The sequence below is a fragment of the Serratia sp. Ae19-1 genome (assembly GCF_059801225.1).
In genome coordinates, this window is sequence record NZ_JBCHWD010000003.1 from 478160 (window position 1) to 502756 (window position 24597).

The 24597-nt window shown below is 62.2% G+C and carries 21 protein-coding genes; 11 read left to right on the forward strand and 10 right to left on the reverse strand.

Annotated elements, in window-relative coordinates; genetic code table 11:
• The first annotated feature begins 202 nt into the window (after positions 1-202).
• Both AAIE04_RS12460 and AAIE04_RS12465 read left to right on the forward strand, forming a co-directional pair.
• Positions 203-2191: a ligand-gated channel protein gene (locus AAIE04_RS12460; protein ID WP_197668045.1), complete on the forward strand. Its 1989-nt coding sequence runs from the start codon at positions 203-205 to the stop codon at positions 2189-2191.
• A gap of 55 nt (positions 2192-2246) precedes the next feature.
• Positions 2247-3194 carry a siderophore ABC transporter substrate-binding protein gene (locus AAIE04_RS12465; RefSeq protein WP_074055859.1) on the forward strand — a complete coding sequence of 316 codons (948 nt, stop codon included), beginning with the start codon at positions 2247-2249 and terminating at the stop codon, positions 3192-3194.
• Between the two features lie 33 nt (positions 3195-3227).
• Here AAIE04_RS12465 and AAIE04_RS12470 read toward each other — a convergent pair whose 3' ends face one another.
• Both AAIE04_RS12470 and AAIE04_RS12475 read right to left on the reverse strand, forming a co-directional pair.
• The gene (locus AAIE04_RS12470; protein WP_019453610.1) at positions 3228-4016 is read right to left on the reverse strand and encodes an ABC transporter ATP-binding protein; all 789 of its coding nucleotides are present in this window, start codon (positions 4014-4016) and stop codon (positions 3228-3230) included.
• Positions 4013-5095 carry a FecCD family ABC transporter permease gene (locus AAIE04_RS12475; protein WP_025160187.1) on the reverse strand — a complete coding sequence of 361 codons (1083 nt, stop codon included), beginning with the start codon at positions 5093-5095 and terminating at the stop codon, positions 4013-4015. Before AAIE04_RS12475 ends, AAIE04_RS12470 begins: the two co-directional genes overlap by 4 nt.
• Before the next feature lie 362 nt (positions 5096-5457).
• Between AAIE04_RS12475 and AAIE04_RS12480 the strand changes: the two genes are divergently transcribed.
• Positions 5458-6558 carry a GGDEF domain-containing protein gene (locus AAIE04_RS12480; RefSeq protein ID WP_498577039.1) on the forward strand — a complete coding sequence of 367 codons (1101 nt, stop codon included), beginning with the start codon at positions 5458-5460 and terminating at the stop codon, positions 6556-6558.
• A 45-nt stretch (positions 6559-6603) separates the two neighbouring features.
• Here the strand turns inward: AAIE04_RS12480 and AAIE04_RS12485 are convergent, their stop codons facing one another.
• The 3 genes from AAIE04_RS12485 to AAIE04_RS12495 all read right to left on the reverse strand — a co-directional run bounded on the left by AAIE04_RS12485 (position 6604) and on the right by AAIE04_RS12495 (position 9472).
• Positions 6604-8082 carry an amino acid permease gene (locus AAIE04_RS12485; protein ID WP_025160186.1) on the reverse strand — a complete coding sequence of 493 codons (1479 nt, stop codon included), beginning with the start codon at positions 8080-8082 and terminating at the stop codon, positions 6604-6606.
• Positions 8083-8303: 221 nt separating this feature from the next.
• Complete coding sequence (gene yieE, locus AAIE04_RS12490; protein ID WP_063919734.1) at positions 8304-9170, reverse strand: DNA-binding transcriptional regulator YeiE; 867 nt, start codon at positions 9168-9170, stop codon at positions 8304-8306.
• A gap of 104 nt (positions 9171-9274) precedes the next feature.
• Positions 9275-9472 carry a hypothetical protein gene (locus tag AAIE04_RS12495; protein ID WP_019453615.1) on the reverse strand — a complete coding sequence of 66 codons (198 nt, stop codon included), beginning with the start codon at positions 9470-9472 and terminating at the stop codon, positions 9275-9277.
• A gap of 194 nt (positions 9473-9666) precedes the next feature.
• On the opposite strand from AAIE04_RS12495, the gene AAIE04_RS12500 reads away from it, so the two are divergent.
• Together AAIE04_RS12500 and nfo are read left to right on the forward strand one after the other, a co-directional pair.
• Positions 9667-10740: a YeiH family putative sulfate export transporter gene (locus AAIE04_RS12500; protein ID WP_154746531.1), complete on the forward strand. Its 1074-nt coding sequence runs from the start codon at positions 9667-9669 to the stop codon at positions 10738-10740.
• 89 nt (positions 10741-10829) lie between these two features.
• Positions 10830-11669, forward strand: coding sequence for a deoxyribonuclease IV (gene nfo / locus AAIE04_RS12505; RefSeq protein WP_019453617.1), 840 nt, complete (start codon positions 10830-10832; stop codon positions 11667-11669).
• Between the two features lie 19 nt (positions 11670-11688).
• On the opposite strand, the gene AAIE04_RS12510 is transcribed toward nfo, so the two are convergent.
• From AAIE04_RS12510 to fruB, 4 genes are all read right to left on the reverse strand, one after another.
• Positions 11689-12282, reverse strand: a complete 594-nt coding sequence (locus AAIE04_RS12510; RefSeq protein ID WP_498056725.1) for a DJ-1/PfpI family protein — start codon at positions 12280-12282, stop codon at positions 11689-11691.
• 161 nt (positions 12283-12443) lie between these two features.
• Positions 12444-14126, reverse strand: coding sequence for a PTS fructose transporter subunit IIBC (fruA, locus tag AAIE04_RS12515; protein ID WP_019453619.1), 1683 nt, complete (start codon positions 14124-14126; stop codon positions 12444-12446).
• Positions 14127-14137: 11 nt separating this feature from the next.
• Entirely contained in the window at positions 14138-15079 is a 942-nt protein-coding gene (gene fruK / locus AAIE04_RS12520) for a 1-phosphofructokinase (protein WP_004935702.1), read from the reverse strand.
• Positions 15076-16209, reverse strand: coding sequence for a fused PTS fructose transporter subunit IIA/HPr protein (gene fruB, locus AAIE04_RS12525; RefSeq protein WP_197668049.1), 1134 nt, complete (start codon positions 16207-16209; stop codon positions 15076-15078). Before fruB ends, fruK begins: the two co-directional genes overlap by 4 nt.
• Positions 16210-16457: 248 nt before the next feature.
• Here fruB and AAIE04_RS12530 point away from each other — a divergent pair, with 248 nt between their 5' ends.
• The 4 genes from AAIE04_RS12530 to AAIE04_RS12545 all read left to right on the forward strand — a co-directional run bounded on the left by AAIE04_RS12530 (position 16458) and on the right by AAIE04_RS12545 (position 22092).
• Positions 16458-16880, forward strand: a complete 423-nt coding sequence (locus AAIE04_RS12530; protein ID WP_063919738.1) for a nucleotide triphosphate diphosphatase NUDT15 — start codon at positions 16458-16460, stop codon at positions 16878-16880.
• Positions 16881-17113: 233 nt separating this feature from the next.
• Entirely contained in the window at positions 17114-18274 is a 1161-nt protein-coding gene (locus tag AAIE04_RS12535) for a NapC/NirT family cytochrome c (RefSeq protein ID WP_498577040.1), read from the forward strand.
• Between the two features lie 12 nt (positions 18275-18286).
• Positions 18287-20761, forward strand: coding sequence for a trimethylamine-N-oxide reductase TorA (gene torA / locus AAIE04_RS12540; protein WP_498577041.1), 2475 nt, complete (start codon positions 18287-18289; stop codon positions 20759-20761).
• Between the two features lie 155 nt (positions 20762-20916).
• Positions 20917-22092, forward strand: a complete 1176-nt coding sequence (locus AAIE04_RS12545) for a sugar efflux transporter (RefSeq protein WP_025160184.1) — start codon at positions 20917-20919, stop codon at positions 22090-22092.
• Here AAIE04_RS12545 and AAIE04_RS12550 read toward each other — a convergent pair.
• Positions 22089-22343, reverse strand: a complete 255-nt coding sequence (locus tag AAIE04_RS12550) for a YkgJ family cysteine cluster protein (RefSeq protein ID WP_019453627.1) — start codon at positions 22341-22343, stop codon at positions 22089-22091. The two genes, AAIE04_RS12545 and AAIE04_RS12550, sit on opposite strands and share 4 nt — an antisense overlap.
• Before the next feature lie 269 nt (positions 22344-22612).
• On the opposite strand from AAIE04_RS12550, the gene mtr reads away from it, so the two are divergent.
• Together mtr and yeiP are read left to right on the forward strand one after the other, a co-directional pair.
• Complete coding sequence (gene mtr / locus AAIE04_RS12555) at positions 22613-23857, forward strand: tryptophan permease (RefSeq protein WP_019453628.1); 1245 nt, start codon at positions 22613-22615, stop codon at positions 23855-23857.
• Between the two features lie 126 nt (positions 23858-23983).
• Entirely contained in the window at positions 23984-24556 is a 573-nt protein-coding gene (yeiP, locus tag AAIE04_RS12560; RefSeq protein WP_004935725.1) for an elongation factor P-like protein YeiP, read from the forward strand.
• Positions 24557-24597: the final 41 nt, after the last annotated feature.

Here is a 24597-nt window from a genome sequence, read left to right on the forward strand (position 1 = left end):
TCATCCGGTTACTCTTTCCCGTCAGAATAACAAGCATACAAATGATATGAATTATCATTAGCGTTTACATTCAGTAAAAAATCCTTACAATGGCCTCACGCAACGCTGACGAAGCGACGGATTTCTCAGCGAACGATGAATTATTTCATTAGAAATTCAATTGGTTAATTACTTTCACTTCAATCCAGGAAAGGTTTACCTCATGGAAACGCCACGTTACAGCAAGCTCGCCGCTCTGGTGATCGCCTCACTCAGCGCCACCGCCGCACTGGCCGCGCCGCAGGACGATACCCAAGACACCATGGTCGTCACCGCCTCCGGCTTCCAGCAAAAAATTCAGGACTCCGCCGCCTCCATCTCGGTGATCCCGCGCCAGCAGATCGAAGATAAGGCCTATCGCGACGTGACCGACGCGCTGAAAGACGTGCCGGGCGTAGTGGTCACCGGCGGCGCCAGCAGCAGCGACATCAGCATTCGCGGCATGTCCTCCAAGTACACGCTGATCCTGGTGGACGGCAAGCGCGTCGACACCCGCGGTACCCGGCCGAACAGCGACAACGCCGGTATCGAACAGGGCTGGCTGCCGCCGATGGAAGCCATCGAGCGCATCGAAGTGGTGCGCGGGCCGATGTCTTCGCTGTACGGCTCCGACGCCATGGGCGGCGTGATCAACGTCATCACCCGCAAGACCTCCCGCACCGAGTGGAAAGGCTCGCTGCACGGCGACGCGACCCTTCAGGAAAACCGCGATTCCGGCGATCTGTTCCAGACCAACGCCTACGCCTCCGGCCCGCTGATTGAAGGCCTGCTGGGCCTGCGGGTCAACGGCCTGCTGTCGCGCCGCGCGGAAGATAAAATCGTCAACGGTTACAACGAACAGCGCATGCGCAGCGGCACTGCGGTGTTCACCCTGACGCCGGACGAGAAAAACGAATTCGACTTCGAAGTCGGCCGCTCGCTGCAGGATCGCAACAGCACGCCGGGCAAATCGGTGGTGGCGGAACGCTGCAGCAAAGGCAAATGCACGCCAGCGTCGCGCAGCGAAAGCCTGTATACGCGCACCAACTACGCGCTGACCCACAACGGCTATTACGACTTCGGCAACTCCACCAGCTACGTTCAGCGGGAAGAGACCAACAACCCTGGCCGCAATATGAAGATGTACAACACCATCTTCAACACCCAGAACCAGTTCGAGCTGGGCTCCCATATGCTGAACCTCGGCGGACAGTATCGCTATGAAAAACTGAGCGACGGCGGCAACCAGCTTGAATCTGCAAAAGACGTTAACCAGTTAACGCGCTGGAGCTGGGCGCTGTTCGCCGAAGACGAGTGGGCATTGACCAACGACTTCAGTCTGACGACCGGCATCCGCATGGATCAGGACGAAAACTTCGGCAGCCACTGGACACCGCGCATGTACGGCGTCTGGCATCTGACCGAACAGTGGACGCTGAAAGGCGGCGTCTCCGCCGGTTACAAATCGCCGGACCTGCGCCAATCCTCCGCCAACTGGGGCCAGGTCACCGGCGGCGGCGTGCGTAAAGGCATCATCGTCGGCAATCCGGATCTGCAGCCGGAGAAAAGCCTGAGCGAAGAGATCGGCCTGATGTGGGATAGCCTGAAAGGCATCAACGCCGGGGTTACGGTCTTCAATACCGACTTCAAGAACAAGATCACCGAAGTGCGCCGCTGCGAAGACACGCCGGACTGTAAGATCGGCAACGATGTCTATGACTTTATCAGCGATCGCGTCAACGTCGACAAAGCCAATATGCGCGGCGTAGAAGCCACCTTCGGCTGGCAGATCAACAAAGACTGGAAGTGGAACACCAACTACACCTACACCTCTTCCGAGCAGAAGAGCGGCGAGTTCCAGGGCAAGGCGCTCAACCAGATGCCGAAGCACATGGTCAACACAGTGCTGGACTGGCGCGCCACGCAAGACCTCAGCCTGTGGTCACGCGTTAACTTCCGCAGCAAGACGTCGGAATACCTGAGCCGCACCTCGATGGCCAAGAGCACGCCGTCTTACACCTTCGTCGATGCAGGCCTGAGCTACCAGGCAGCGAAAAACCTGCAGCTGACCGGCGGGGTCTACAACATCCTCGACAAGACCGTGGATTACGACCACTACAACACCACGCTGGACGGCCGCCGTTACACCGTCGGCATGACCTACAACTTCTGATGCCCCCGGGCGCGCGCTGCGCGCCCTTTTCATTCCATCACCGTGAGGAAGCCCCATGAAATTACGCCGCTCCCCCCTGATGATCGCCCTGCTGGCCACGATGGCGCTGGCGGGTTGCCACAGCAAAACCGACGCGCCGGCGGCCCCGGCCACCGTCAATGTCCAGCACCTGAACGGCAGCACCGAGGTGAAAAAACACCCACAGCGCATCGTGGTGCTGGATTACGCCTCGCTAGAAACGCTGCAGCTGCTGGGCGTCGAGCCGCTGGCGCTGCCCGGCAACCGCAAGAACTTGCCGGATAACCTGAAGCGCTATCAGGACGACAAATACCTCAATGCCGGTACCCTGTTCGAGCCGGATATGGCCGTGCTGCGCGCCGCCAAACCGGATCTGATCCTGATCGCCGGCCGGGCGTCCAAGGCCTATGACGAGCTGAACGCGCTGGCGCCGACGTTGAACATGTCCGTCGATCCGCAGGATCAGTTGGGCAGCCTGAAACAGCGCACGCTGCAGCTGGGTGAACTGTTCGATAAGCAGCAGCAGGCGCAGGCGGCGGTCGATAAGCTGGATGCGCAAATCGCCGCGGTCAAACCGCAGGCCGCCCAGGCCGGGCGCGGACTGGTGGTGCTGTTCTCCGGCGGCAAGATCAGTGCTTACGCCCCCAAGAGCCGTTTCAGCTTCGTCTATGACGCCCTCGGCTTCTCGTCTGCGTTGCAGTCCGACGAGAAAGACGTGCGCGGCAACAAACTGACGCCTGAGCAGGTGGCCAAACTGAATCCGGACTGGCTGTTCGTTATCGACAGAGACGCCGCGACCGGGCGGCCGAACGCGGTGGCGCCGCAGAAGATCCTTACCGGCACCGCGCTGAAGAAAACCACGGCGGTGAAAAAAGGCCAGGTGGTTTACCTGCCGGCGGCCGAGGTCTATCTGTCCGGCGGCATCGTCACCGCCCAGCACGTTGTTGAACGCGTGAGCGAGGCGCTCAATCACACTGCACGATAAAGAAAGCCCGGCGATGCCGGGCTTTTTTCTGGATTAAATCGTCGGCTGATTTACCAAGCCGTCTATCAGCACCTGCGGCGTGCCCTGCGAGCAGCGTTCGATACGCCCGCGCACGCCGTAGACCCGCGCCAGGCTCTGCGGCGTAATCACCTGATCCGGCGCGCCGTCGGCGATCAGATCGCCATCCTGCAGCATCAGCACGTGGTCGCCGTGACGCAGTGCGATATTGATGTCATGCACCACCACCACCGTCACGATGTTGCGCTTGCGGGTTTCGCGGCGCACCAAATCCATCACGTGGAACTGATAGTTGAGATCGAGCGCGCTCAGCGGCTCATCCAGCAACAGCAGAGAAGGCTGGCGGATCAGCGACTGCGCCAACCCCACCAGCTGTTTCTGGCCGCCGGACAGCTGATCGAGATAGCTCAGCGCCAGGTGGGCGATGCCCAGCTGTTCCAGCAAAGCCATCACTTCCGCTTCGCTGCCGGCGTTGCTGCGGCCGCCCGAGGCGCGCTGCGCCACGATGATCGACTCCAGCACGTGCAGATGCACCCCGGCGGGCAGCGACTGCGGCAGGTACACCACCTTCTCCGCCCGACGGGCGAACGGCATCTGCATCAGATCGCCGTCGTCCAGCCACAGCTTGCCCTGCGCCGGGTTCAGCCCGGCCAGCGAACGCAGCAGCGTCGATTTGCCGCTGCCGTTCGGCCCCAGCAGCACGGTGATTTGCCCGCGCGGCAGCATCGGCACAGAGAGATCGTCAATCACCTGGCGTTTCGGGTAGCCCGCCGAGAAGTTTTCTATCCGCAAGCCCTGGTTCATACGTTCCCCCGGTGGCGCAGAATAATGCTCAGGAAGAACGGCACCCCGACCAGCGACGTCACGATGCCCACCGGAATGATCACCCCAGGCACCAGGTTTTTCGACGCCACCGAGGCCATCGACAGCACCAGAGCGCCGATCAGCGCGCTGGCTGGCAGATAGAAGCGGTGATCTTCGCCGAAGATCATGCGGGCGATATGCGGCGCCACCAGGCCGATAAAGCCGATAGGCCCGACGAAGGCCACCGCCAGCGCCGAGAGAATGCTGATGCGCAGCAGCGTGGTCAGCCGCAGACGACGCACGTCGATGCCGAAGCTCACCGCCCGGTCTTCACCCAGGCGCAGCGCCGTCAGTTTCCACGAGCTCATCATCGACAGCGGCAGCAGCACGGCGAACACGCCGAACAGAATGCCCAGCTTGTCCCATGAGGCGCGCGCCAGGCTGCCCATGGTCCAGAACACCAGCCCCTGCAGCGTGTCCTCGCTGGCGATGAACTGCATCATCGAAACCAGCGCGTTGAAGGTAAACACCAGCGCGATGCCGAACAGCACCACGCCGGAGGTGGCGACCCGCGTCCAGCGCGTGATGCCGTCGAGCATCAGCGCGGCGAACAGCGCAAAGATAAAGGCGTTGGCGGAGATGAACCACTGATCGGGAATCCCCGGAATGCCGATGCCGAGCACGATCGCCAGCGCGGCGCCAAAGGCCGCGGCGGAAGACACGCCGAGAGTAAAGGGACTGGCCAGCGGGTTATTCAGGATGGTCTGCATTTCCGCCCCGGCCAGGCCGAGCGCAAAGCCCACCACCACCGCCATCAGCGCATACGGCAAGCGGATATCCCAGACGATCACCCGCGTACCGGCGTCGGCCGCGGCGGGGTCAAGCAGCGTTTGCCATAAGGATGCCAGCGACAGGCCGGACGGCCCCATGGTGAAATCCAGCAGCAGCGAGCCCAGGATCGCCAGTGCCAACACGCCCATCATCAACAGGCGATGGCGAAGAATATGCTGATAACGCCCCATCACGCCGGCGTCGGGTTGCCCCTTGGCTTCAGTCATGGGATCGGTGGATACGCTCATTAGTTAAGATACCTGTTGCAACCATGATGACAGCGGCGCGAAAGCGGCCGCCGTGAACCGGAAAGTGCGCGCAGACCGCCCGCGCGCAGCCGTTAACAATAAAACAAACGATAATACTTATCAATCATATCAATAGGTGAAAACGGCATTGTCGAAATGTAATAATTTGTTTTTACTCGCCATTTTTCAGCCCCTCGCGTTTCCTCTCTTCACCGCCATTAGGTTAATTATTCTGAAAATTATTCCTGATCCGACCAGACTCTGACAAAACACGAAAAAACCACATAGAATCCAGAACCACGGCACCGCGCGTGCAAAAAACTTCAGGCTGCCGCAAGAGCGGCCTTATTGACGAGGCAGTAATGAGAAGTCCATCTCCGGCGGTAACGCCCAAACGTCCTGCGCTGCTGAACTGGCTGTTATACAGCCCGCTGCACGCCGATGACGAGCCGTTTCAACGCCAGCTGCGGCTCACGTTGACGCCCTCTCCTCTCACCCCTTGGCTGAATGCCGCGGGGCCGGCCGCGCTGCTGGTGGGGTACGCCTGGCTGAGCCAACGGCCGATCGGCATCGGCTTGCTGCTGCTGTTGCTGCTGTTGACCGCCGGGCGCGCCTGGCTGGCGCGCCGACGTCAGCCTGCCTGGCCGAACGCCATGCTGGTGACGGTGCTGCTGTGGGCGCTGCTGGTCGGCGCCAGCGCCGCCCTGGCGATGCTGTCGGGCCGCTTCGTGCTGATCCTGTTCGCCGGTCTGACGATCACCGCCCTGGCCTGCTGGCTGATGCAGCGTCACGCCGCCGCCCCGCGCTTCGCGCTGCTTGAAGTGATCGTACTGACGCTGCCCTATCTGCTGGCGGCCCCGCTGTCACGGGTGCAAAACCTGTTTATCCTGGCGGATCTCGCCCCGCTGTGGCTGGTGCTGGCTCATGGCATGATCGCTCGCTATCACCGCCAATTGGTGCAGCGCGTCACGCTGGCGTGGGAAAAGCAGCTGGCGTCACACCGCGATCGCCTGACCGGCTTCCTCAACCGCGCGGGGGGCGAAGCGGTGATGCGCAGCATCTGCCGCCCCGGTTCGACGCAGCCGATCTCCCACCTGTTCATTCTTGAATTCGGCCCGCTGGCAGCGCTCTACCAAAGCCACGGCGTCCAGATCGGCGACGACGTACTGCGCACCGTCGGCGAACGCCTCAAGACGCTGATCCGCCCCAGCGACTACGTCTGCCGCTATACCGGCGGTCTGTTTTTGATTCTGGTGCACGATCTGCCCTACGGGGCGGAAAGCGAGTTCCTGGCGCGCATTGTGCCGCCGCTGGAGGCGCCCTACGATTTTGGCGCGTTCGGCGAGGTGAACATGCAGCTTAGCGCCGGCATTCTGGCGTTGACGCAGAATTACGCGACGGTGGACAGTTTGATGAGCTCGGCGCAGCAGGCGCTGGCGGAAGCCAAAGGCGGGAAAAAGTAACATAAAACGCGGCGGGAGCCCCCGCCGCGTATCACTCACCGAAAATTACTTCACGTCCATCTTCGGGAATTCCATTTCGCTGTACTTCACCACACGGGTGCCGCGCGACAGCTTGTAGCCGAACCAGATCAGCAGGAACAGCGGGATGCCGATGTAGGTCGCGGTCACGCCGTACCAGTCGATCTTGTCTTGCAGGAAGGCCTGATAGTTCTGGCCCAGGGTGATGATCAGGCACAGCACGAAGGCGAAGATCGGCCCCAGCGGGAAGAACCCGGAACGGTACGGCAAGTCGTTCAGATCGCGCCCCTGCAGCATGTAACCGCGACGGAAGCGGTAGTGGCTGATGGCGATGCCCAACCAGGCGATGAAGCCGGTCATGCCCGAAGTATTCAGCAGCCACAGATAAACCGACTGGTTGCCAAACATCGACGTCAGGAAGCACAGGCCGGCCACCACGCAGGTCGCATACAGCGCGTTGCGCGGCACGCCGCCTTTCGACAGCTTGGCGAAGATGCGCGGTGCCTTGCCTTCCGAGGCCAGAGTGAACAGCATGCGGGTAGACGCGTACATGCCCGAGTTACCGGCGGAAAGCACCGCCGTCAGGATCACCGCGTTCATCACCGCCGCCGCCGACAGCAGGCCGGCATGCTGGAACACCAGGGTGAACGGGCTGACGCTGATGTCTTTCACGTCATTGCGCAGCAGGCTCGGATCGGTGTACGGAATGATCAGGCTGATGATCAGAATGGCGAAGATATAGAACAGCAGGATACGCCAGAACACCTGACGCACCGCGCGCGGGATGTTTTTGCCCGGGTTTTCCGACTCGCCGGCCGCGATGCCGATAAGTTCGGTGCCCTGGAACGAGAAGCCGACGATCATCGCCACGCCGATCATCGCCGAGAAGCCGCCGGCGAACGGCGCGTCTCCTATCGTCCAGTTCTGCCAGCCGGCGTGTTCGCCGCCCTTCAGAATGCCGACGATCATCAGCACGCCGACGGCGATGAAGATAATCACGGTGCTGACCTTGATCAGCGCGAACCAGTATTCCGCCTCGCCGAACCCTTTCACCGAAATGTAGTTCAGCAGGAACATCAGGCCGAGGAACAGCGCGCTCCAGATCCAACCCGGCGTGTCCGGGAACCAGTAACTCATCACCAACTGCGAGGCCACCAGGTCAACCGCGATGGTCACCGCCCAGTTGTACCAGTAGTTCCAGCCCAGCGCGAAGCCGAAGCCTTCTTCCACGTATTTGGCGCCGTAGGTGGAGAATGAACCGGAGACCGGCATAAAGGCCGCCAGTTCGCCCAGGCTGGTCATCAGGAAATACACCATCAAACCGATCAGAGCGTAAGACAACAGTGCCCCGCCGGGGCCTGCCTGAGAAACCGTGGCGCCCGAGGCGACGAACAGACCGGTGCCGATGGAGCCGCCGATGGCGATCATGGTCAAATGCCGGGCTTTCAGCTCGCGGCGCAATCCGGGTGCTTGCTGCCCCGATGTTTTTATATCCTGCTGAGCCATTCGTTCCCTATCTATCTGCTCTTCGAAAAATGAGGGCGGATTGTAACAAATACCCGCCGGTGAACTAGCAACATTGCACTGATATAAGATAGCTTCATAATTCAGAGGCAATTATTAGCCGCGGCCCTTATGGCCTTACTTACTCTCATTAATGTGAGCGCGCGCAGATTTTTATGCTTTTTCAGGCCTGCGCGGCGATAGAGGGCGTGACGCGCTGCCGATTACAGCGCGCAGTAGCTGAGAAAACGCTGCAACGCGTTGGAGATGTGCTTTTGCCGATGGCGAATCAGGTACAGGGTGCGACGCAGCGGCGGCAGCGGAAGCGGCAGTTCCACCAGCGCGCCGCTGGCCAGCTGTTCGGCCACCACCCGCCGCGACAGGCAGCTGATGCCGATACCGTGCCGCACCGCGTGCTTGATCGCCTCGGAATTGCCCAGCTCCATCACCAGCTGGAAATGCGGCAGATGCGCCAACAGCAGATGATCCAGCACCTCGCGAGTGCCCGAACCGCGCTCGCGCAGGATCCAGGGCGCATTGGCCAATGCCTCCAGCGTCGGCGGCTCGCGGGTCAGCGGGTTATCCGGCGCGGCGAACACCACCAGCTCGTCCTCCAGCCACGGCTGCGTCACCAGCTCCGGCATATGGCAAGGCCCCTCGATCAACCCCAGATCGACGCGAAAGTCCGCCACCGCCACGATCACGTCCTGGCTGTTGCCGACATTCAGCTCCAGCGGCGCGGCCGGAAAATCCCGGCGGTAACGGGCGATCATCTCCGGCAGCATGTAGTTGCCGATGGTGCTGCTGGCGGCGATGCGCAGCGCCCCGCCGTCATGGCGAAACAGCTGCTCGATCTCCCCCGCCTGTTCCAACAGCGCCAGCGCCTTGGGATACAGCAACCGGCCATGTTCGTTGATCACCAGCCGTTTGCCGACGCGATCGAACAGCTGCACGCCCAGCTGCCCCTCCAGATCCGCCAGCGCCGCGCTGACCGCCGACTGCGACAGCGCCAGCACCACCGAGGCCTGAGTGGTCGAACCGCTTTTCAGCACTTCGGTGAAGACTTCCAGTTGACGCAACGTGATATGCATAGCTGTCCCGGTATTGAAAGAAGGTTCCGTCAGAGAACCAAAATATGATGTCAGCATGATGTGGGCGACCCGATCAGGCCACCCGGTTTACGGCCCGATCGGCGTTACTTGCCCAAAGCGACCAGCTGCGCCGCGGCGGCCAGCACCGCCTCGCGCGGCGTGCCGGTTTCGTCCCGCTGTATTAATTGCAGCATCGCCACCAGGCGATCGCGATCGACCGCTTTGTTCTCTTCAATCAAACGCCGCACCGCGCGGCCCACTTCCAGGTCTATCTGCTCTCTGCGTTGATCGTCGATATCCATCGCCTGCTCCTGTTCAGTTGGAAAATTGACGGCGGCTCGCCGCGCCTCCCTCACCCTAGCCGCAATGCGGCTTTATGCCAATGTCTGAACGCATACCACTTATTCAGATAGGTTATAAATATATAATCAATTTCTCTTTTATTCAGCCCAAACGTACTCTTAGCGGCAAGAAACAGACTGAAGGACTGACTTTTATGGCGACTGATACCACTCACACTTATCCCGAGCGACGCTTTCCGCTGTTCGGCCTGCCGCGGCTGGTGCCAGGGCTGCTGCTGACCGGCGCGCTCACCGCGCTGGCCGTCTGGGCCGGCGATATTCCCTGGGTGGCGGAGCTGGGGCTGGGGGCGCTGACGCTGGCGATCCTGCTCGGCATTCTGGTGGGCAACACGTTGTATCCGCGCTGGCAAACCGCTTGCCACAGCGGCGTACAGTTGGCTAAACAGCGTCTGCTGCGTTTGGGTATTATCCTTTACGGCTTCCGGCTGACCTTTCAGCAGATCGCCGACGTGGGCGCCAGCGGCATCATCATCGACGCGCTGACCCTGACCACCACCTTCCTGCTGGCCTGTTGGCTCGGCAAAAAAGTGTTCGGCATCGACAGCCAGACCGCGATACTGATCGGCGCCGGCAGCAGCATTTGCGGCGCGGCGGCGGTGATGGCCACCGAGCCGGTGCTGAAGGCCGACTCCAGCAAAGTGGCGGTGGCGGTCTCGACCGTGGTGGTGTTCGGCACTCTGGCGATCTTCGCCTACCCGTGGCTGTATCAGTTGAATGAACACTTCCAGTGGCTGCCGTTCAGCCAGGAAACCTTCGGCATCTACGCCGGCTCCACCATTCACGAAGTGGCTCAGGTGGTCGCCGCCGGGCACGCCATCGGCCCTGACGCCGAAAACGCGGCGGTGATCGCCAAGATGATTCGCGTGATGATGCTGGCGCCGTTCCTGCTGCTGCTGTCGGGCTACATCAGCCGCGGCGGCGAAGGCAAGGCGGAAAAATCCGCCATCACCATTCCGTGGTTCGCCGTGCTGTTTATCGCCGTCGCCGGGTTGAACTCCTTCAACCTGCTGCCGGCCACGCTGGTGCGTCACCTGATCACCGCCGACACCTGGATGCTGGCGATGGCGATGGCGGCGCTGGGGCTGACCACCCACATCAGCGCCGTGCGCCAGGCCGGGATGAAACCGATTCTGTTGGCTACGCTGCTGTTCGTCTGGCTGCTGGTCGGCGGCGCCGCGATAAATCAGCTGGTGCAACACTGGTTCTAATCTCCCCTTCTGCGGCCCGCTTCGGCGGGCCGCATTTATTCCGCCCGCCATCAATGCCATAATGTCACCGATAACACAGGAGAATGAAGATGAAGTTTGTCGGTGCACATGTCAGCGCGTCAGGCGGCGTGGATCAAGCGGTTATCCGCGCGCACGAATTGGAGGCGACCGCGTTCGCCCTGTTCACCAAAAATCAGCGTCAATGGAAGGCCGCGCCGCTGGCCGCCGACGTGATCGATAAGTTCAAGAGCGCCTGCGCCCAGTACGGCTTCGGGCCGGGGCAGATCCTGCCGCACGACAGCTACCTGATCAACCTCGGGCACCCGGTGGCCGACGCGTTGGAAAAATCGCGCGAAGCGTTTATCGACGAGCTGCAGCGCTGCGAACAGCTGGGGCTGACGCTGCTGAACTTCCACCCAGGCAGCCACCTGCTGCAAATCGATGAAGATAAATGCCTGGCGCGCATCGCCGAATCGATCAACATCGCGCTGGATAAAACCGCCGGCGTGACGGCCGTGATCGAGAACACCGCCGGCCAGGGCAGCAATCTGGGCTTCAAATTCGAACACCTGGCGGCGATCATCGACGGCGTGGAAGACAAAAGCCGCGTCGGCGTCTGCATCGATACCTGTCACGCCTTCGCCGCCGGCTACGATCTGCGCACCGAAGAAGAGTGCGAGCGCACCTTTAAGCAGCTTGGCGACATCGTCGGTTTCAACTACCTGCGCGGCATGCACCTGAACGACGCCAAGAGCGAGTTCAACAGCCGCGTCGATCGCCACCACAGCCTGGGGGAAGGCAACATCGGTAAAACGGTGTTCAGCTACATCATGCGCGATCCGCGTTTCGACAATATTCCGTTGATTCTGGAAACGGTAAACCCGGATATCTGGGCCGAAGAGATCGCCTGGCTGAAGGCGCAGCAGTAACCCTCCCCTGGCCGCTCGCCTAAGCGCGGGCGGTTTCCTTCACCGCGTGCTCCGCCGCCAGCATGGCGCTGAACTGACGCAGCGTTTCTTCATCCAGGCCCGCAGCCCTGAACACCGCAGTGGTAAAGCTGACCGGCGCCGATCCCGGCGCCGTAATGACTCGGTCATCCGCCACGGCGGCGGCGCTCGCAACGAAACGGCGCTGCCCGGTATAGCCCGCCACATGGCGCGTCAAAAACTCGGCATCGTTGGAGGTGTGCGCCCTGCCGTTCAACAGGCCGGCCCGCGCCAACGCCAGCGTCCCGCCGCAAATGCCCGCCACAGTCGCACCGCGTTGCAGCTGCTCGTTGAGCAGCGCGCTGATGTCCGGCGCCCGTTCGGTTTCCCACAGGGTGCCGCCGACCACCACCAGCACCTCGGGGCACCAATCCGCCAATTCGGCGACGCCGCGAGCCACCTCTACCGTCAACCCGCCCTGTGAGCGAAGCTTTCCGGCCTGCGGCGCAAAAAACGCCACCTCCAAGCCATAAAACGGCCCGCCAACGCCGGCGATAAGCGCGTATTCCCAATCGGCGAAACCGGATGTCAGTACGATCGCCACTTTTTTAGCCACTGATGAATCTCCTTGAGTCATTCCTTGTTCGCAGGAACAAAGTCGCGCTATCAGCGTAGAAAGCATTGTGATTTTTGGCCAGGGGTAAATCGTGCTAACCGACTAAGGCACAAACAAAAACGCGCAGCTCGAGGCTGCGCGTTTTGCGGTATCGGCAAGGCTTACGCCGCGGCGGCTACCGGCGCTTCAGCACGTTTCAGCAGGGCGTACGCCACCCCCGCCAGCAGCGTGCCTGCAGCGATCGCCACCAGGTACAACAGCACCGGCGAAATCGCGCCCGGGATCAGCAGCACGAACAGCCCACCGTGCGGCGCCATCAGTTTGGCGCCGAAGGCCATCGACAGCGCGCCGGTCAGCGCCCCGCCGGCAATGCAGCACGGCAGCACGCGCATCGGATCGCGGGCGGCGAATGGAATCGCCCCTTCGGTAATAAAGCACAGCCCCAGCACCAACGCCGCCTTGCCGCCTTCCTGTTCGGATTTCGGGAACTTGCGGCGCGCCAGCAGCGTCGCCAGCCCCATCGCCAGCGGTGGCACCATGCCCGCCGCCATGATCGCCGCCATCGGCGCATACACCGAGGAGCTGAGCAGCGCGACGCCGAACGCGTAGGCCGCTTTGTTCACCGGGCCGCCCATGTCGGTGCACATCATGCCGCCGAGGATTGCGCCCAGCAGCACTGCGTTGGCGGTGCCCAGCGATTGCAGCCAATGGGTCAGTCCTTCCATGATCTTCGCCACCGGCGTGCCGACCACGTAAATCATGATAAGGCCGGTGATCAGGCTGGCAACCAGCGGAATGATCAGGATCGGCTTCAACGCTTCCATGCTTTGCGGCAGGCGCAGCTTGCTGCTGATCGCCTTGGCGACGTAACCCGCCAGGAAGCCGGCGATGATACCGCCGAGGAAACCGGCGCCGGTGCTCACCGCCAGCATGCCGCCGATCAGGCCCGGCGTCAGCCCCGGACGATCCGCGATGGAAAAGGCGATGAAACCGGCCAATACCGGCACCATCAGCGCGAAGGCAGAGCCGCCGCCGATCTGCATCAGCGCCGCCGCCAGCGTGCCTTTGACTTCAAACGCCTTGATGCCGAACACGAACGACAGCGCGATGCACAACCCGCCTGCCACCACCATCGGCAGCATGTAAGACACGCCGGTCAGCAGGTGGCGATACGGGCCGTTGCCCTCTTTCTTTTTCGCCGCCGGCGCCGCGTTGCCGCGCTGCTGCGGCTGGAACACTTCCGCCTCGGCCTGCGCCTTGTCCAGCTCCTGGGCGGTTTTCTTCAGCGCCAGGCCGGTCGAAGTGCGATACATCGGCTTACCGGCAAATTTGTCCAGATCCACTTCGATGTCCGCCGCGACGATCACCAAATCCGCCGCCGCCACTTCTTCCGGAGTGATAGCGTTGCCGGCGCCCACGGAGCCGCGCGTTTCCACCTTCACCCACCAGCCGCGCTTCTTCGCTTCGCTTTCAATGGCTTCGGCCGCCATAAAGGTGTGCGCCACGCCGGTCGGGCAGGCGGTGATCGCCACGATGCGTTTTTGCCCGGCGGCTTTCACCGCCGCCGCCTGCGGCGCCTGATAGGTTTCAGCTTCGGCCTTGGCCCGTGCCAGAAAAGCCTCCGGTTCACGCACCGCCTGCTCTACCTCACCCACATACACCAATTTGCCGTTCAGCCCGGCGTCAGCAGGCGCAGTCTGCCCTGCCACCACCACCAGTTCGGCATCCTGCAGCGACTCGACCAGCGTCAGGCCGGTTTTGGCCGCGGCAGCCTCCAGCATGCGTTTCGCCAGGTGGCCACGGGCCTGCCCCAACGAACTGTCTACCATCAGCAGCGTTTTCATTCTGCCTCCTGCTATTGATTGAAAGGTTTCAGATCGACGCGCGCCATCATCGCGGCCAACTGGGGACGATCGGTCACGCCGACGTTGCTCTGGCTGACCGCCAGCGCCGCTACTGCCGTGGCCAAACGCAGGGTGTGTTCGCTGGATTCGCGCATCAACAGGCCGTAAATCAGGCCGCCGACCATCGAATCGCCGGCACCCACGGTGCTGACCACCTCACAGGACGGCGGTTTGGCGATCCAGGCGCCGGAAGCGTTAACCCACAGCGCGCCTTCCGCACCGAGGGAGATCACCACGTGGGCGATGCCCTGCTCGCGCAGCGCATGCGCGGCCTCGACCACGTCCGCCAGCGCCGGCAGCGGGCGGCCGGCCCAGATTTCCAGCTCGCGGCGGTTCGGTTTGACCAACCACGGCGAGGCCTTCAGCCCGGCGACCAGCGCTTCGCGGCTGCTGTCGAAAATGATGCACGGGCACTTGGCGCGCAGCTGGGTCATCCAGTCGGTAAACGCATCGGGATCGACGCCGGCCGGCAGGCTGCCGCTCACCGCCACCATATCGAACTGGCCCAGCCAGCTCAGCGAGTCGCTGACGAAACGATCCCAGTCCTGCGGCGTGACTTCGAAGCCGGAGAAGTTAAAGTCGGTCACTTCGCCGTCTTTTTCCGTCAGCTTGACGTTGATACGGGTGCGGCCCGGCACCACCTGGAAGCGGTTGGCGATCCCCAGATCGCTGAACAGCAGCTGGAAACCGTCCTGATTGTCTTTGCCCAGGAAGCCGCCGACGGTGACGTCGATGCCTAAATCCTTCAACACCTTGGCGACGTTGATGCCCTTACCGGCGGCGTGCAGGCCGGCGGTTTTTACCCGGTTGACTTCCCCGCGCTCGATCTGCGGGCAGAAACCCACCAGATCGTACGCCGGGTTCAAGGTGATCGTTGCTACTCTTCTGCTCATGCTGCGCCCTCGCCCAGTCCTTCATTAATCGCTTCGCCGATCGCCTTCAGCGCGGCTTCAGCATCTTCTCCATTGGCGGTAAAGCGCAGGTGGTGCCCTTTCTTCACGCCCAGCGCCACCACCTTCATCAGGCTGCGCCCGTTGGCCGGCTTGCCGCTGCCGTCCAGGTTGGTGACGGTGATGTCACTGTTGAAACTTTTGATCACGTTAACCAGCGCCGTGCCCGGCCGCGCGTGCAGACCGTGCTCGTTGCGGATCACGAACTCGGCGCTCAGCACGCTGCTCTCCTCGGCCACTTCGCTGGTCAGCAGCGCCAGCACGCCGGCGGCATCCGCCTTCAGCAAGCGTTCAGCTTTATTGGCCAGCAGCAGATCGCTGAGGTAGTTGAGCACCGCCAGCGGCTGCGCGTCGGCGACCGACACCGTCAGCAGCAGCGCCACCGGCTCGCCGTCTTCCACGAAAGCCTGCGCCGGTCGGCTGACGGTGGCCGCGCTGGCCAGGTTGCCTTCAACGCTGTCGCTCAGCCAGATACCCTGCCCCAGGTTCAGCGGCTTACGGGTGATGACATCGCTGACGAACTGCGCATTGACCGCACCGACCTTTTGCAGCCGGCCGGCGTTCAGCGCCTGCAGCGTCATCAGGCTGTCGGCCGCGACGTCGAGCGCAATCAGCGAGACGTCGAACTGGAATTCGGCGCTCTGCTGCTCGCCCATCAACAGGCTGCGCAGCTCTTCCGCAGAGGTGGTTTTCGCCAACCGCTCCGCCACGCTGTCATCGCTCAGCACGTGGGTGAGCTGACGCAGCAGCGCCAAATGCTCGTCGGAACGGGCGGCGATGCCGATCGCTACATAGGCGGTCTGGCCTTCTCCCCAGGTGATGCCCTGCGGGAACTGAAACACCTGCACGCCAGTTTTCAACACCAGATCACGGGTATCGGTGGTGCCGTGCGGAATGGCGATGCCGTTACCCAGATAGGTGGACGTCTGCAGTTCGCGCTGCAGCATGCCGTCTACATAGCCGGCGCTGACGCAGCCGGCTTCGGTCAGGGCGGCGGCCACCTGACGGATGGCCTCCTGCTTACCGGCAGCCGCGGCGCCCAGATGAATGTCTTGCGGTGACAACTGGAACATGATTCTCCTCTCCTGCTGAATTGAATCGTTTCAGCTTCATTGAGAAAAAGGAGCGCTATCCGCTGACCACAAGCGGCGGGATAACGCTGAAACGTTTCAAGGAGTGTGTGAGCAGCGCAAGGCGAAAGCAAGTTTTCTCCCTTTCGCCATTGCAGATTTTTGAGCTTACGCACACTTTCGCCGGCGCATTGGTCAGCGCCGGGGCAAAATGACATACTGGTGCTGAAACTTTGCTGACGGAGAAAAGCATGAACGTAGTGACGGGCGTCGGGGTGATCATCGTCAACCCGCAAGGCGAGATTTTGTTGGGCAAACGCTGCGGTTCCCACGCGCCCTTTTGGTCGATTCCCGGCGGCCATCTGGAGGCCGGGGAGACCTTCGAGCAGTGCGCCCAGCGCGAAATCGCCGAAGAGACCGGCTTGCTCATCGATCCGCCGCGCTTCGTGGGCGTCAGCAACAATCTGCAGACCTGGCGCGCCGAAGGCAAACACACGGTGTCTATCTGCCTGCAGGTGGCCCACCCCGGCGGCGCAGCCGAGCTGAAAGAACCGGAGAAATGCGCCGAGTGGCGCTGGTGCGCGCCTGAAGCCCTGCCGGAACCCCATTTCGAAGCCAGCCGCACCGCTATCCGCCTGTGGCTGAGCGGCCAGGCCTACCTGCCAGCGGTCTGATCCAATGCGAGCGCGTGCTGCGCTCGCTTCCCCTGCCGCATCGCTCCACCGTTATATAAATTAGAATATAACGCTATTTTTTGCGATATACGCCATTTTTTTGACTACGGATAACCCTATGGGGTTAACCCTCTTCTATCATTATCCCTGCAATCGACGTGGCATTCTGACCTCCGGTCGGCGGCCTTTTGGCAAGATTTTATTTTAAATTCATAATTATAAGCGGGTTTACCATGAGCAAAAAACTGACTGGCTTTGAAAAAAAGCGTCGGTGGGGATGGCTATGGCTTTTGCTGCTGGGGATTATCCTCGGCGCGGCGCTGTTGGCCGGGACCGCCACCGTATTCCATAAAACCAGCGATACCGCCTTCTGCGTTTCCTGCCACACCATGCAACAACCGTTGGCCGAATATCAGGGCAGCGTCCACTTCCAGAACACCAAGGGCATCCGCGCCGAGTGCGCCGACTGCCACGTGCCGCACCAGCCGATCGATTATCTGTGGACCAAAATCCGCGCGGTGAAAGACATTTACGGCGAGATGGTCGGCACCATCGATACGCCGGAGAAATACGAAGCGCACAAGCTGGCGATGGCGCAGTCAGTCTGGAAAACGCTGAAAGAGAACGACTCGGCCACCTGCCGCTCCTGCCACAGCTACGACGCCATGGATATCACCGCCCAGCGCCCTGAAGCGCGCCTGCAGCACCCGGTGGCGATCAAACAGGGCGAAACCTGCATCGATTGCCACAAGGGCGTGGCGCATATCCTGCCGGACATGAGCGGCGAAACCCAGGCCGGCGCCGCCGAGCTGGCGAAGGCCGCGGCCTTGACCGCACCGGACGCCACCACCCTCTACACCATCGCCACCGAGCCGTTCTTCCTCGGCGTCAACGACAGCCATAACGCCGGCAACCTGATGCCGTCCACCGAAGTGCAGGTGGTCAAGCAGGATGGCGACAAAGTGCTGGCCACCGTCAGCGGCTGGCAGCAGGACGGGGTCAGCGAAGTGTTCTACGCCGCGCAGGGCAAACGCATCCTCAGCGTGCTGCTGGGGGAGGAAGCACGCCAACAGCTGAAGACCGCCGCCACCCAGACCGATGCGGAAACCGGCCTGGTCTGGCATCAGGTTTCTCTGCAGGTGTGGCTGCCGCGCAAACAGTTGATCGACGATCAGCAAAAAATCTGGCGCTACGCCGCAGACATGATGTCGGCCAACTGCACCGGCTGCCACGGGCTGACCGCGCTCGATCGCTTCAACGCCAACCAATGGATCGGCGTCATCAAAGGCATGGCACCGCGCACTTCGCTGACGCAGGAACAGCTGCGCGTGCTGACGCAATACGTACAAAAACACGCCAGCGACATGCCACCTGCCGCACCGGCCAAGCTTTAAGGGAGAAGCGCAATGAGCAACCAACAACCGTTAACCATGAGCCGCCGCCGTTTCCTGACCGGTGCCGCCGCGCTGGCCGCCGCCCCGCTGCTGGCGGGCTTGTGGCCCAAAGCGGCGCTGGCGCAGGCCATCAGCGAAGCGCTGCCGCAGTTCATCGTCTTGCGTCAGGCGCAGAAAGGCATTCTGACCGGCGCTCACTGGGGCGCGTTTGAAGCCATCGTGCAAGACGGCAAGATGGTCGGCGTACAGCCGGTGCAGGACGATCCGTATCCGAATGAGCTGATCACCATGGCGCCTTATCAGGTGCACGCCGAGAACCGCATCAAATACCCGATGGTGCGCAAAAGCTGGCTGGAGGGCGGCCCCGGCAGCCGCACCGAACTGCGCGGCCGCGACGAGTGGGTGCGCGTCAGCTGGGACAAAGCGACCGAGCTGGTGTGCAATGAGATCGTTCGCCTGCAAAAAGATCACGGGCCGCAGTCGATCTACGCCGGTTCCTACGGCTGGAAAAGCGTCGGCATGCTGCACAACAGCCGCACGCTGCTGCAGCGCCTGATGAACCTGACCGGCGGTTTCCTCGGCTACGCCGGCGACTACTCCACCGGCGCGGCGCAGGTGATCATGTCGCACGTGGTCGGTTCGATGGAGGTCTACGAGCAGCAGACCGCTTGGCCGAACGTGATCGAGAACAGCGAGCTGGTGATCCTGTGGGGCTGCAACCCGATGGTCACGCTGAAAAACAGCTGGAACGTGCCGGATCACGTCGGCCAGACCGGCTTCGAGGCGCTGAAGAAGAAAGGCACCCGGGTGATCAGCATCGATCCGGTGCACAGCGACAGCGCCAAGTTCGTCAATGCACAGTGGATCGCCCCGCGTCCTTATACCGACGGCGCGATGCTGATCGGCATCGCCCACACGCTGCTGACCGAGAAGCTGCATAACCCGGACTTCCTGAAAACCTACACCGTCGGCTTCGACAAGTTCCAGGCCTACCTGCTGGGCGAGAGCGACGGCGTGGCGAAAACCGCCGAATGGGCGGCCGACATCAGCGGCGTCGATGCCGATACGCTGCGCGGACTGGCGCGCGAGATGGCGAAACACCGCACCATGATCATGGGCGGCTGGGGCATTCAGCGCCAGCACCACGGCGAACAGCAGCACTGGCTGCTAGTGACGGTGGCGGCGATGCTCGGCCAGATCGGCCTGCCGGGCGGCGGCTTCGGCTTCAGCTACCATTATTCCTCCGGCGGCAGCCCGACCGCCAAAGGCGGCATCATCGCCGGCATCTCCGCCGGCAACGCGCCGAAGAACTCGCCGGCGCCGATCCCGGTGGCGCGCATCGCCGAATGCCTGAGCAATCCGGGCAAAACCATCGACTTCAACGGCGCCAAGGTCACCTACCCCGAGGTGAAAATGGTGTATGTGGCGGGCGGCAACACCTTCCACCAGCATCAGGACACCAATAACCTGGTCAAAGCCTGGCAGCGGCCGGACACCATCGTAGTCAACGAGCCTTACTGGACCGCCACCGCCAAGCATGCCGACATCGTGCTGCCGGCTACCACCAGCTACGAGCGCAACGATCTGGAAATGGGCGGCGACTATTCGCAGCTCTACGTGTTCCCGATGCATCAATGCGTGCCGCCGCAGCACGAGTCGCGCAGCGACTTCGACATCTTCTCGGCGATGGCGGCCAGGCTGGGCGTGCAGGAAGCCTTCACCGAGGGCAAGGATGAAACCCAGTGGCTGAAAGGCATGTACGACGACATGAAGAACCAGGCGCGCGCCGCGCGGGTGGCGTTGCCGCCGTTCGACATGTTCTGGCAATCCAATAACTACGTGCGTTTCCCGGTGCCGGAGGCCAACACGCAGTGGGTGCGCTTTGCCGACTATCGCGACAACCCGCTGCTGAACCCGCTGGGCACGCCGTCGGGCAAGATCGAGATCTACTCCGACGCCATCGCCAAAATGCATTATGCGGATTGCCCCGGCATCCCGACCTGGATGCCGCCGCACGAGTGGTATCGCGGGCCGGAAGCGGCCAAATATCCGCTGTCGCTCAATACCGCGCACCCGACCAACCGGCTGCATTCCCAGCTCGACAACACGCCGCTGCGCGAGAAATACGCGGTGGCGGACCGTGAAGCGATCCTGATCCACCCGCAGGACGCGCAGCCGCGCGGCATCAGCGGCGGCGATCTGGTGCGGGCGTTCAACGATCGCGGCCAGATCCTGGTGGGCGCGGTGGTCAGCGAAGACGTGCGGCCCGGCGTGGTGCGCATCAGCGAAGGCGCCTGGTTCGATCCGGCCGATCCGGCGCAGCCCGGCTCGCTGTGCAAGAACGGCAACGTCAACTGCCTGACCTTCGACATCGGCTCTTCCAGCCTGGCGCAGGGCAACTGCGGGCAGATGGCACAGCTGCAGATCGAGAAGTTTCAGGGGCCGGCGCTGAAAAACACCGCGCACGCGGTGCCACAAGGCGCCTGATTTATCGGCAAGTATCAGGGGCGCGGTGCGCCCCTTTTTTCTCGTCGCCGCGCGAAATATTCGCTTACCCTACGCCGCTGGATAGCGGTTTGCGTTTCTTTTCAACGGGCGTATGATGCGCGCGACCTCCCTTTTTCGACGAATTCTCAACCGCCATGCCGACTTCATCCGCAGTAACGCGACGCGCGCCCGACCTCACTTCGCTGGCCTTTTTGGCGGTGGCGTTCCTGACCGGCATCGCCGGCGCTTTGCAAACCCCGACGCTGAGTCTGTTTCTGGAAACCGAGGTTAAGGTGCGGCCGGCGCTGGTCGGGCTGTTCTTTACCGGCAGCGCGGTGATCGGCATTTTGGTCAGCCAGTTTCTCGCCGGCCGTTCGGATAAAAAAGGCGACCGCAAATCACTGATTTTCCTCTGCTGCATGCTGGGCGCGCTGGGGTTCACGCTGTTCGCCTGGAGCCGCAACTATTACCTGCTGCTGCTCGTCGGCGTACTGCTCACCAGCTTCGGTTCCACCGCTAACCCGCAGATGTTTGCGCTGGCGCGCGAGCACGCCGATCGCTCCGGACGCGAGGCGGTGATGTTCACCTCCATCATGCGCGCCCAGGTCTCCCTCGCCTGGGTGATCGGTCCGCCGATCGCCTTTGCGCTGGCGCTGGGATTCGGCTTCAAAACCCTGTATCTGGCGGGCGCGGCGGCCTTTGTGCTGTGCGGCCTGCTGGTGTGGCAGCGGTTGCCTTCGATGCCAAAGGCCGTGGCGGCGGGCGCCCCGCTGGCCGCGCCGCGCCAACATCGCCGCGATTCGCTGCTGTTGTTCGCCGCCTGCACCCTGATGTGGACCGCCAACAGCATGTACCTGATCACGATGCCGCTGTATGTGGTGCACGAATTGCGGCTGCCGGAACGGCTGGCCGGGATACTGATGGGCGCCGCCGCCGGGCTGGAGATCCCCATCATGCTGCTCGCCGGGCTGGCGGCGAAACGCTGCGGCAAGCGTTTTCTGATGCGCGTGGCGGTAGTCGCCGGCGTGCTGTTCTACGCTGGCCTGCTGTTTATCACCGGCAGCGGGCAACTCATCGCTCTGCAGCTGCTGAATGCGGCGTTTATCGGCGTGCTGGCGGGGATCGGCATGCTCTATTTCCAGGATTTGATGCCCGGTCAGGCCGGCACCGCCACCACGTTGTTCACCAATACCATCCGGGTGGGCTGGATCATTGCCGGCGCCCTCGCCGGCGCGGTGGCGGAAATCTGGCGCTACCATGCGGTGTTTTACGCCGCGCTGGCGATGGCGGCAGGGGCGACGCTGTGTCTGTGGAAGCTGAAGGAAGCTTAGGGCGCGGTGTCCGCTTCCAGCCTGGCGAGATAGATCAACGCCTGATCGCGGTGATCGTGGCACATGTCGCGGCTCGGCTGCAGGCTGCCGCACACCTTCGGCCGCAGCGGCGAGTGAAACAGGCCGCAGCGCAGCTGTTCATCCAAATGAATGCAGCGGGTATTGGCGGGTTTGCCGTTCGGCATGCCGGGGATCGGGCTGGATATTGACGGCGCGATACAGCAGGCGCCGCAGTCGCTGCGACAGTCCATCAGCGCTACTCCTGGTGGGCTGGGGAAAAGAAGCGCGACAATAGCAGCCGCGCGCGGCGGCCGCCAGCAGAATCCCTGCGGCCCGGCGATCTTTACACACTTCTCGCGGCGGCTTGGCGCCGGTTTATTTAGCCACGTGGCGAATAAACGCCCAAACCATCTCATTTTAACGATAAATACGCGTGAAACGTGCAATCCCCCTGCTTTACATGCGTCATACACCCATGTACCATTGAGCTAGTACAAAAGAACCTCTTTCAGGAGCACACATGTCTACGGACACCATCCAGAAGCTGGCCCGCCCTTCCGTCCTCGGCGGCGCGATGATCATTGCCGGTACCGCCGTTGGCGCCGGCATGTTTTCCATTCCGATCGTCACTTCCGGTGTCTGGTTCAGCGGCTCCGTCGCGCTGCTGGTGTATACCTGGGCCTGCATGTTGCTGTCCGGCCTGATGATCCTCGAAGCCACGCTGCACTACCCGAGCGGCGCCAGCTTCAACACCATGGTCAAGGATCTGCTGGGTAAAGGCTGGAACGCCGTGAATGGCCTGTCGGTGGCATTCGTGCTGTACATCCTGACCTATGCCTATATCTCCGCCGGCGGCTCGATCATCGCCCACACGCTGGAAGGCATCGTCGGCGTCGGCCAGACTACCGCCGGCCTGGTGTTCGCACTGGTGGTGGCATTTATCGTCTGGCTCTCCACCCGCGCGGTCGATCGCCTCAGCACCATTCTGATCGGCGGCATGGTGATCACCTTCGTGATGTCGGTGGGCGACATGTTCACCCACGTACAGCCTGCGGTGCTGTTCAACAGCGGCGACGATCGGGCCAGCTATCTGCCTTACGCCCTGGCGGCGTTGCCTTACCTGCTGACCTCGTTCGGCTACCACGGCAACATTCCCGGGCTGGTGAAGTACTACCACAAGGACAGCGGCTCCGTGGTGCGCAGCCTGGTGTACGGCACCCTGCTGGCATTGGCTATCTACATCCTGTGGCAGTATGTGATTCAGGGCAATATCGCGCGCGACGCCTTTAAGCAAGTGATCGCCGAAGGCGGCAATATCGGCAGCCTGCTCAAGCAAATGGGCAACGTCTCCAGCAGCCAGACCGTCAGCCAACTGCTGAACGCTTTCTCCTATATGGCGCTGGCCAGCTCGTTCCTCGGCGTGTCGCTGGGCCTGTTCGATTATCTGGCGGATTTCTGCAAGTTCAAGGACGACGCCGTCGGGCGCAGCAAGACCGCCCTGGTGACCTTCGTGCCGCCGACCCTGGCCGCGCTACTGTTCCCGAACGGTTTCCTGTACGCCATCGGCTTCGCCGGGCTGGCGGCCACCATCTGGGCGGTGATCGTGCCGGCGCTGATGGCGCGCGCCAGCCGCCGCCGCTACCCGCAGGCGGGTTACCGCGCACCGGGCGGCCGCGCCGTGATTCTGTTCGTCATCCTGTTCGGGCTGATCAACGCCGCCGCGCATATCCTGTCGCTGTTCGGCCTGCTGCCGGTCTTCCAGTAATCCTTGAAGGGAGAGCGCCTGCTCTCCCTTTCCTGCACTGTTTTTACGCCAGGCCCTTGCCTGAAATCGGCGGCGCGAGTACCTTGTCGCAACTTCTCTAATACTCTTCATTGCGGATGAATTGAAATGGCAAGAGCTAACGAAATTAAGCGCGGCATGGCGATCAGCTACAACGGCAAACTGCTGCTGGTAAAAGATATCGACGTGCAGAGCCCGAGCGCCCGTGGCGCCAGCACCCTGTACAAAATGCGCTTCTCCGACGTGCGCACCGGCCTGAAAGTGGAAGAACGCTTCAAGGGCGACGATATTCTGGACACCATTTCCCTGTCGCGCCGCAAGGTGAACTTCTCCTATATCGACGGTGAAGAATACGTGTTCATGGACGACGAAGATTACACGCCGTACATCTTCAAGAAAGACCAGATCGAAGATGAACTGCTGTTCATTCCGGAAGGCGGCCTGCCGGGCATGCAGGTACTGACGCTGGATGGCCAGGTGCTGGCGCTGGAGCTGCCGCAAACCGTGGATATGGAAATCGTCGAGACCGCGCCGGGCATCAAAGGCGCCTCCGCCAGCGCCCGCAACAAACCGGCCACCATGGCGACCGGTCTGGTGATCCACGTGCCGGAATACCTCAGCGCTGGCGACAAGATCCGCATTCATATCGCCGAACGCCGCTATATGAGCCGCGCCGACTAGTCGCGCCTACGGGGCCGATGCTCGGCCCCGTGTCACTTTCC

What these genes read in the sequence shown, in the direction of transcription:
- AAIE04_RS12460 (WP_197668045.1), top strand. Translation starts at nt 203, where the DNA reads ATGGAAACGCCACGTTACAGCAAGCTCGCCGCTCTGGTGATCGCCTCA.
- AAIE04_RS12465 (WP_074055859.1), top strand. Translation starts at nt 2,247, where the DNA reads ATGAAATTACGCCGCTCCCCCCTGATGATCGCCCTGCTGGCCACGATG.
- AAIE04_RS12470 (WP_019453610.1), bottom strand. Translation starts at nt 4,016, where the DNA reads ATGAACCAGGGCTTGCGGATAGAAAACTTCTCGGCGGGCTACCCGAAA.
- AAIE04_RS12475 (WP_025160187.1), bottom strand. Translation starts at nt 5,095, where the DNA reads ATGAGCGTATCCACCGATCCCATGACTGAAGCCAAGGGGCAACCCGAC.
- AAIE04_RS12480 (WP_498577039.1), top strand. Translation starts at nt 5,458, where the DNA reads ATGAGAAGTCCATCTCCGGCGGTAACGCCCAAACGTCCTGCGCTGCTG.
- AAIE04_RS12485 (WP_025160186.1), bottom strand. Translation starts at nt 8,082, where the DNA reads ATGGCTCAGCAGGATATAAAAACATCGGGGCAGCAAGCACCCGGATTG.
- yieE (WP_063919734.1), bottom strand. Translation starts at nt 9,170, where the DNA reads ATGCATATCACGTTGCGTCAACTGGAAGTCTTCACCGAAGTGCTGAAA.
- AAIE04_RS12495 (WP_019453615.1), bottom strand. Translation starts at nt 9,472, where the DNA reads ATGGATATCGACGATCAACGCAGAGAGCAGATAGACCTGGAAGTGGGC.
- AAIE04_RS12500 (WP_154746531.1), top strand. Translation starts at nt 9,667, where the DNA reads ATGGCGACTGATACCACTCACACTTATCCCGAGCGACGCTTTCCGCTG.
- nfo (WP_019453617.1), top strand. Translation starts at nt 10,830, where the DNA reads ATGAAGTTTGTCGGTGCACATGTCAGCGCGTCAGGCGGCGTGGATCAA.
- fruA (WP_019453619.1), bottom strand. Translation starts at nt 14,126, where the DNA reads ATGAAAACGCTGCTGATGGTAGACAGTTCGTTGGGGCAGGCCCGTGGC.
- fruK (WP_004935702.1), bottom strand. Translation starts at nt 15,079, where the DNA reads ATGAGCAGAAGAGTAGCAACGATCACCTTGAACCCGGCGTACGATCTG.
- fruB (WP_197668049.1), bottom strand. Translation starts at nt 16,209, where the DNA reads ATGTTCCAGTTGTCACCGCAAGACATTCATCTGGGCGCCGCGGCTGCC.
- AAIE04_RS12530 (WP_063919738.1), top strand. Translation starts at nt 16,458, where the DNA reads ATGAACGTAGTGACGGGCGTCGGGGTGATCATCGTCAACCCGCAAGGC.
- AAIE04_RS12535 (WP_498577040.1), top strand. Translation starts at nt 17,114, where the DNA reads ATGAGCAAAAAACTGACTGGCTTTGAAAAAAAGCGTCGGTGGGGATGG.
- torA (WP_498577041.1), top strand. Translation starts at nt 18,287, where the DNA reads ATGAGCAACCAACAACCGTTAACCATGAGCCGCCGCCGTTTCCTGACC.
- AAIE04_RS12545 (WP_025160184.1), top strand. Translation starts at nt 20,917, where the DNA reads ATGCCGACTTCATCCGCAGTAACGCGACGCGCGCCCGACCTCACTTCG.
- AAIE04_RS12550 (WP_019453627.1), bottom strand. Translation starts at nt 22,343, where the DNA reads ATGGACTGTCGCAGCGACTGCGGCGCCTGCTGTATCGCGCCGTCAATA.
- mtr (WP_019453628.1), top strand. Translation starts at nt 22,613, where the DNA reads ATGTCTACGGACACCATCCAGAAGCTGGCCCGCCCTTCCGTCCTCGGC.
- yeiP (WP_004935725.1), top strand. Translation starts at nt 23,984, where the DNA reads ATGGCAAGAGCTAACGAAATTAAGCGCGGCATGGCGATCAGCTACAAC.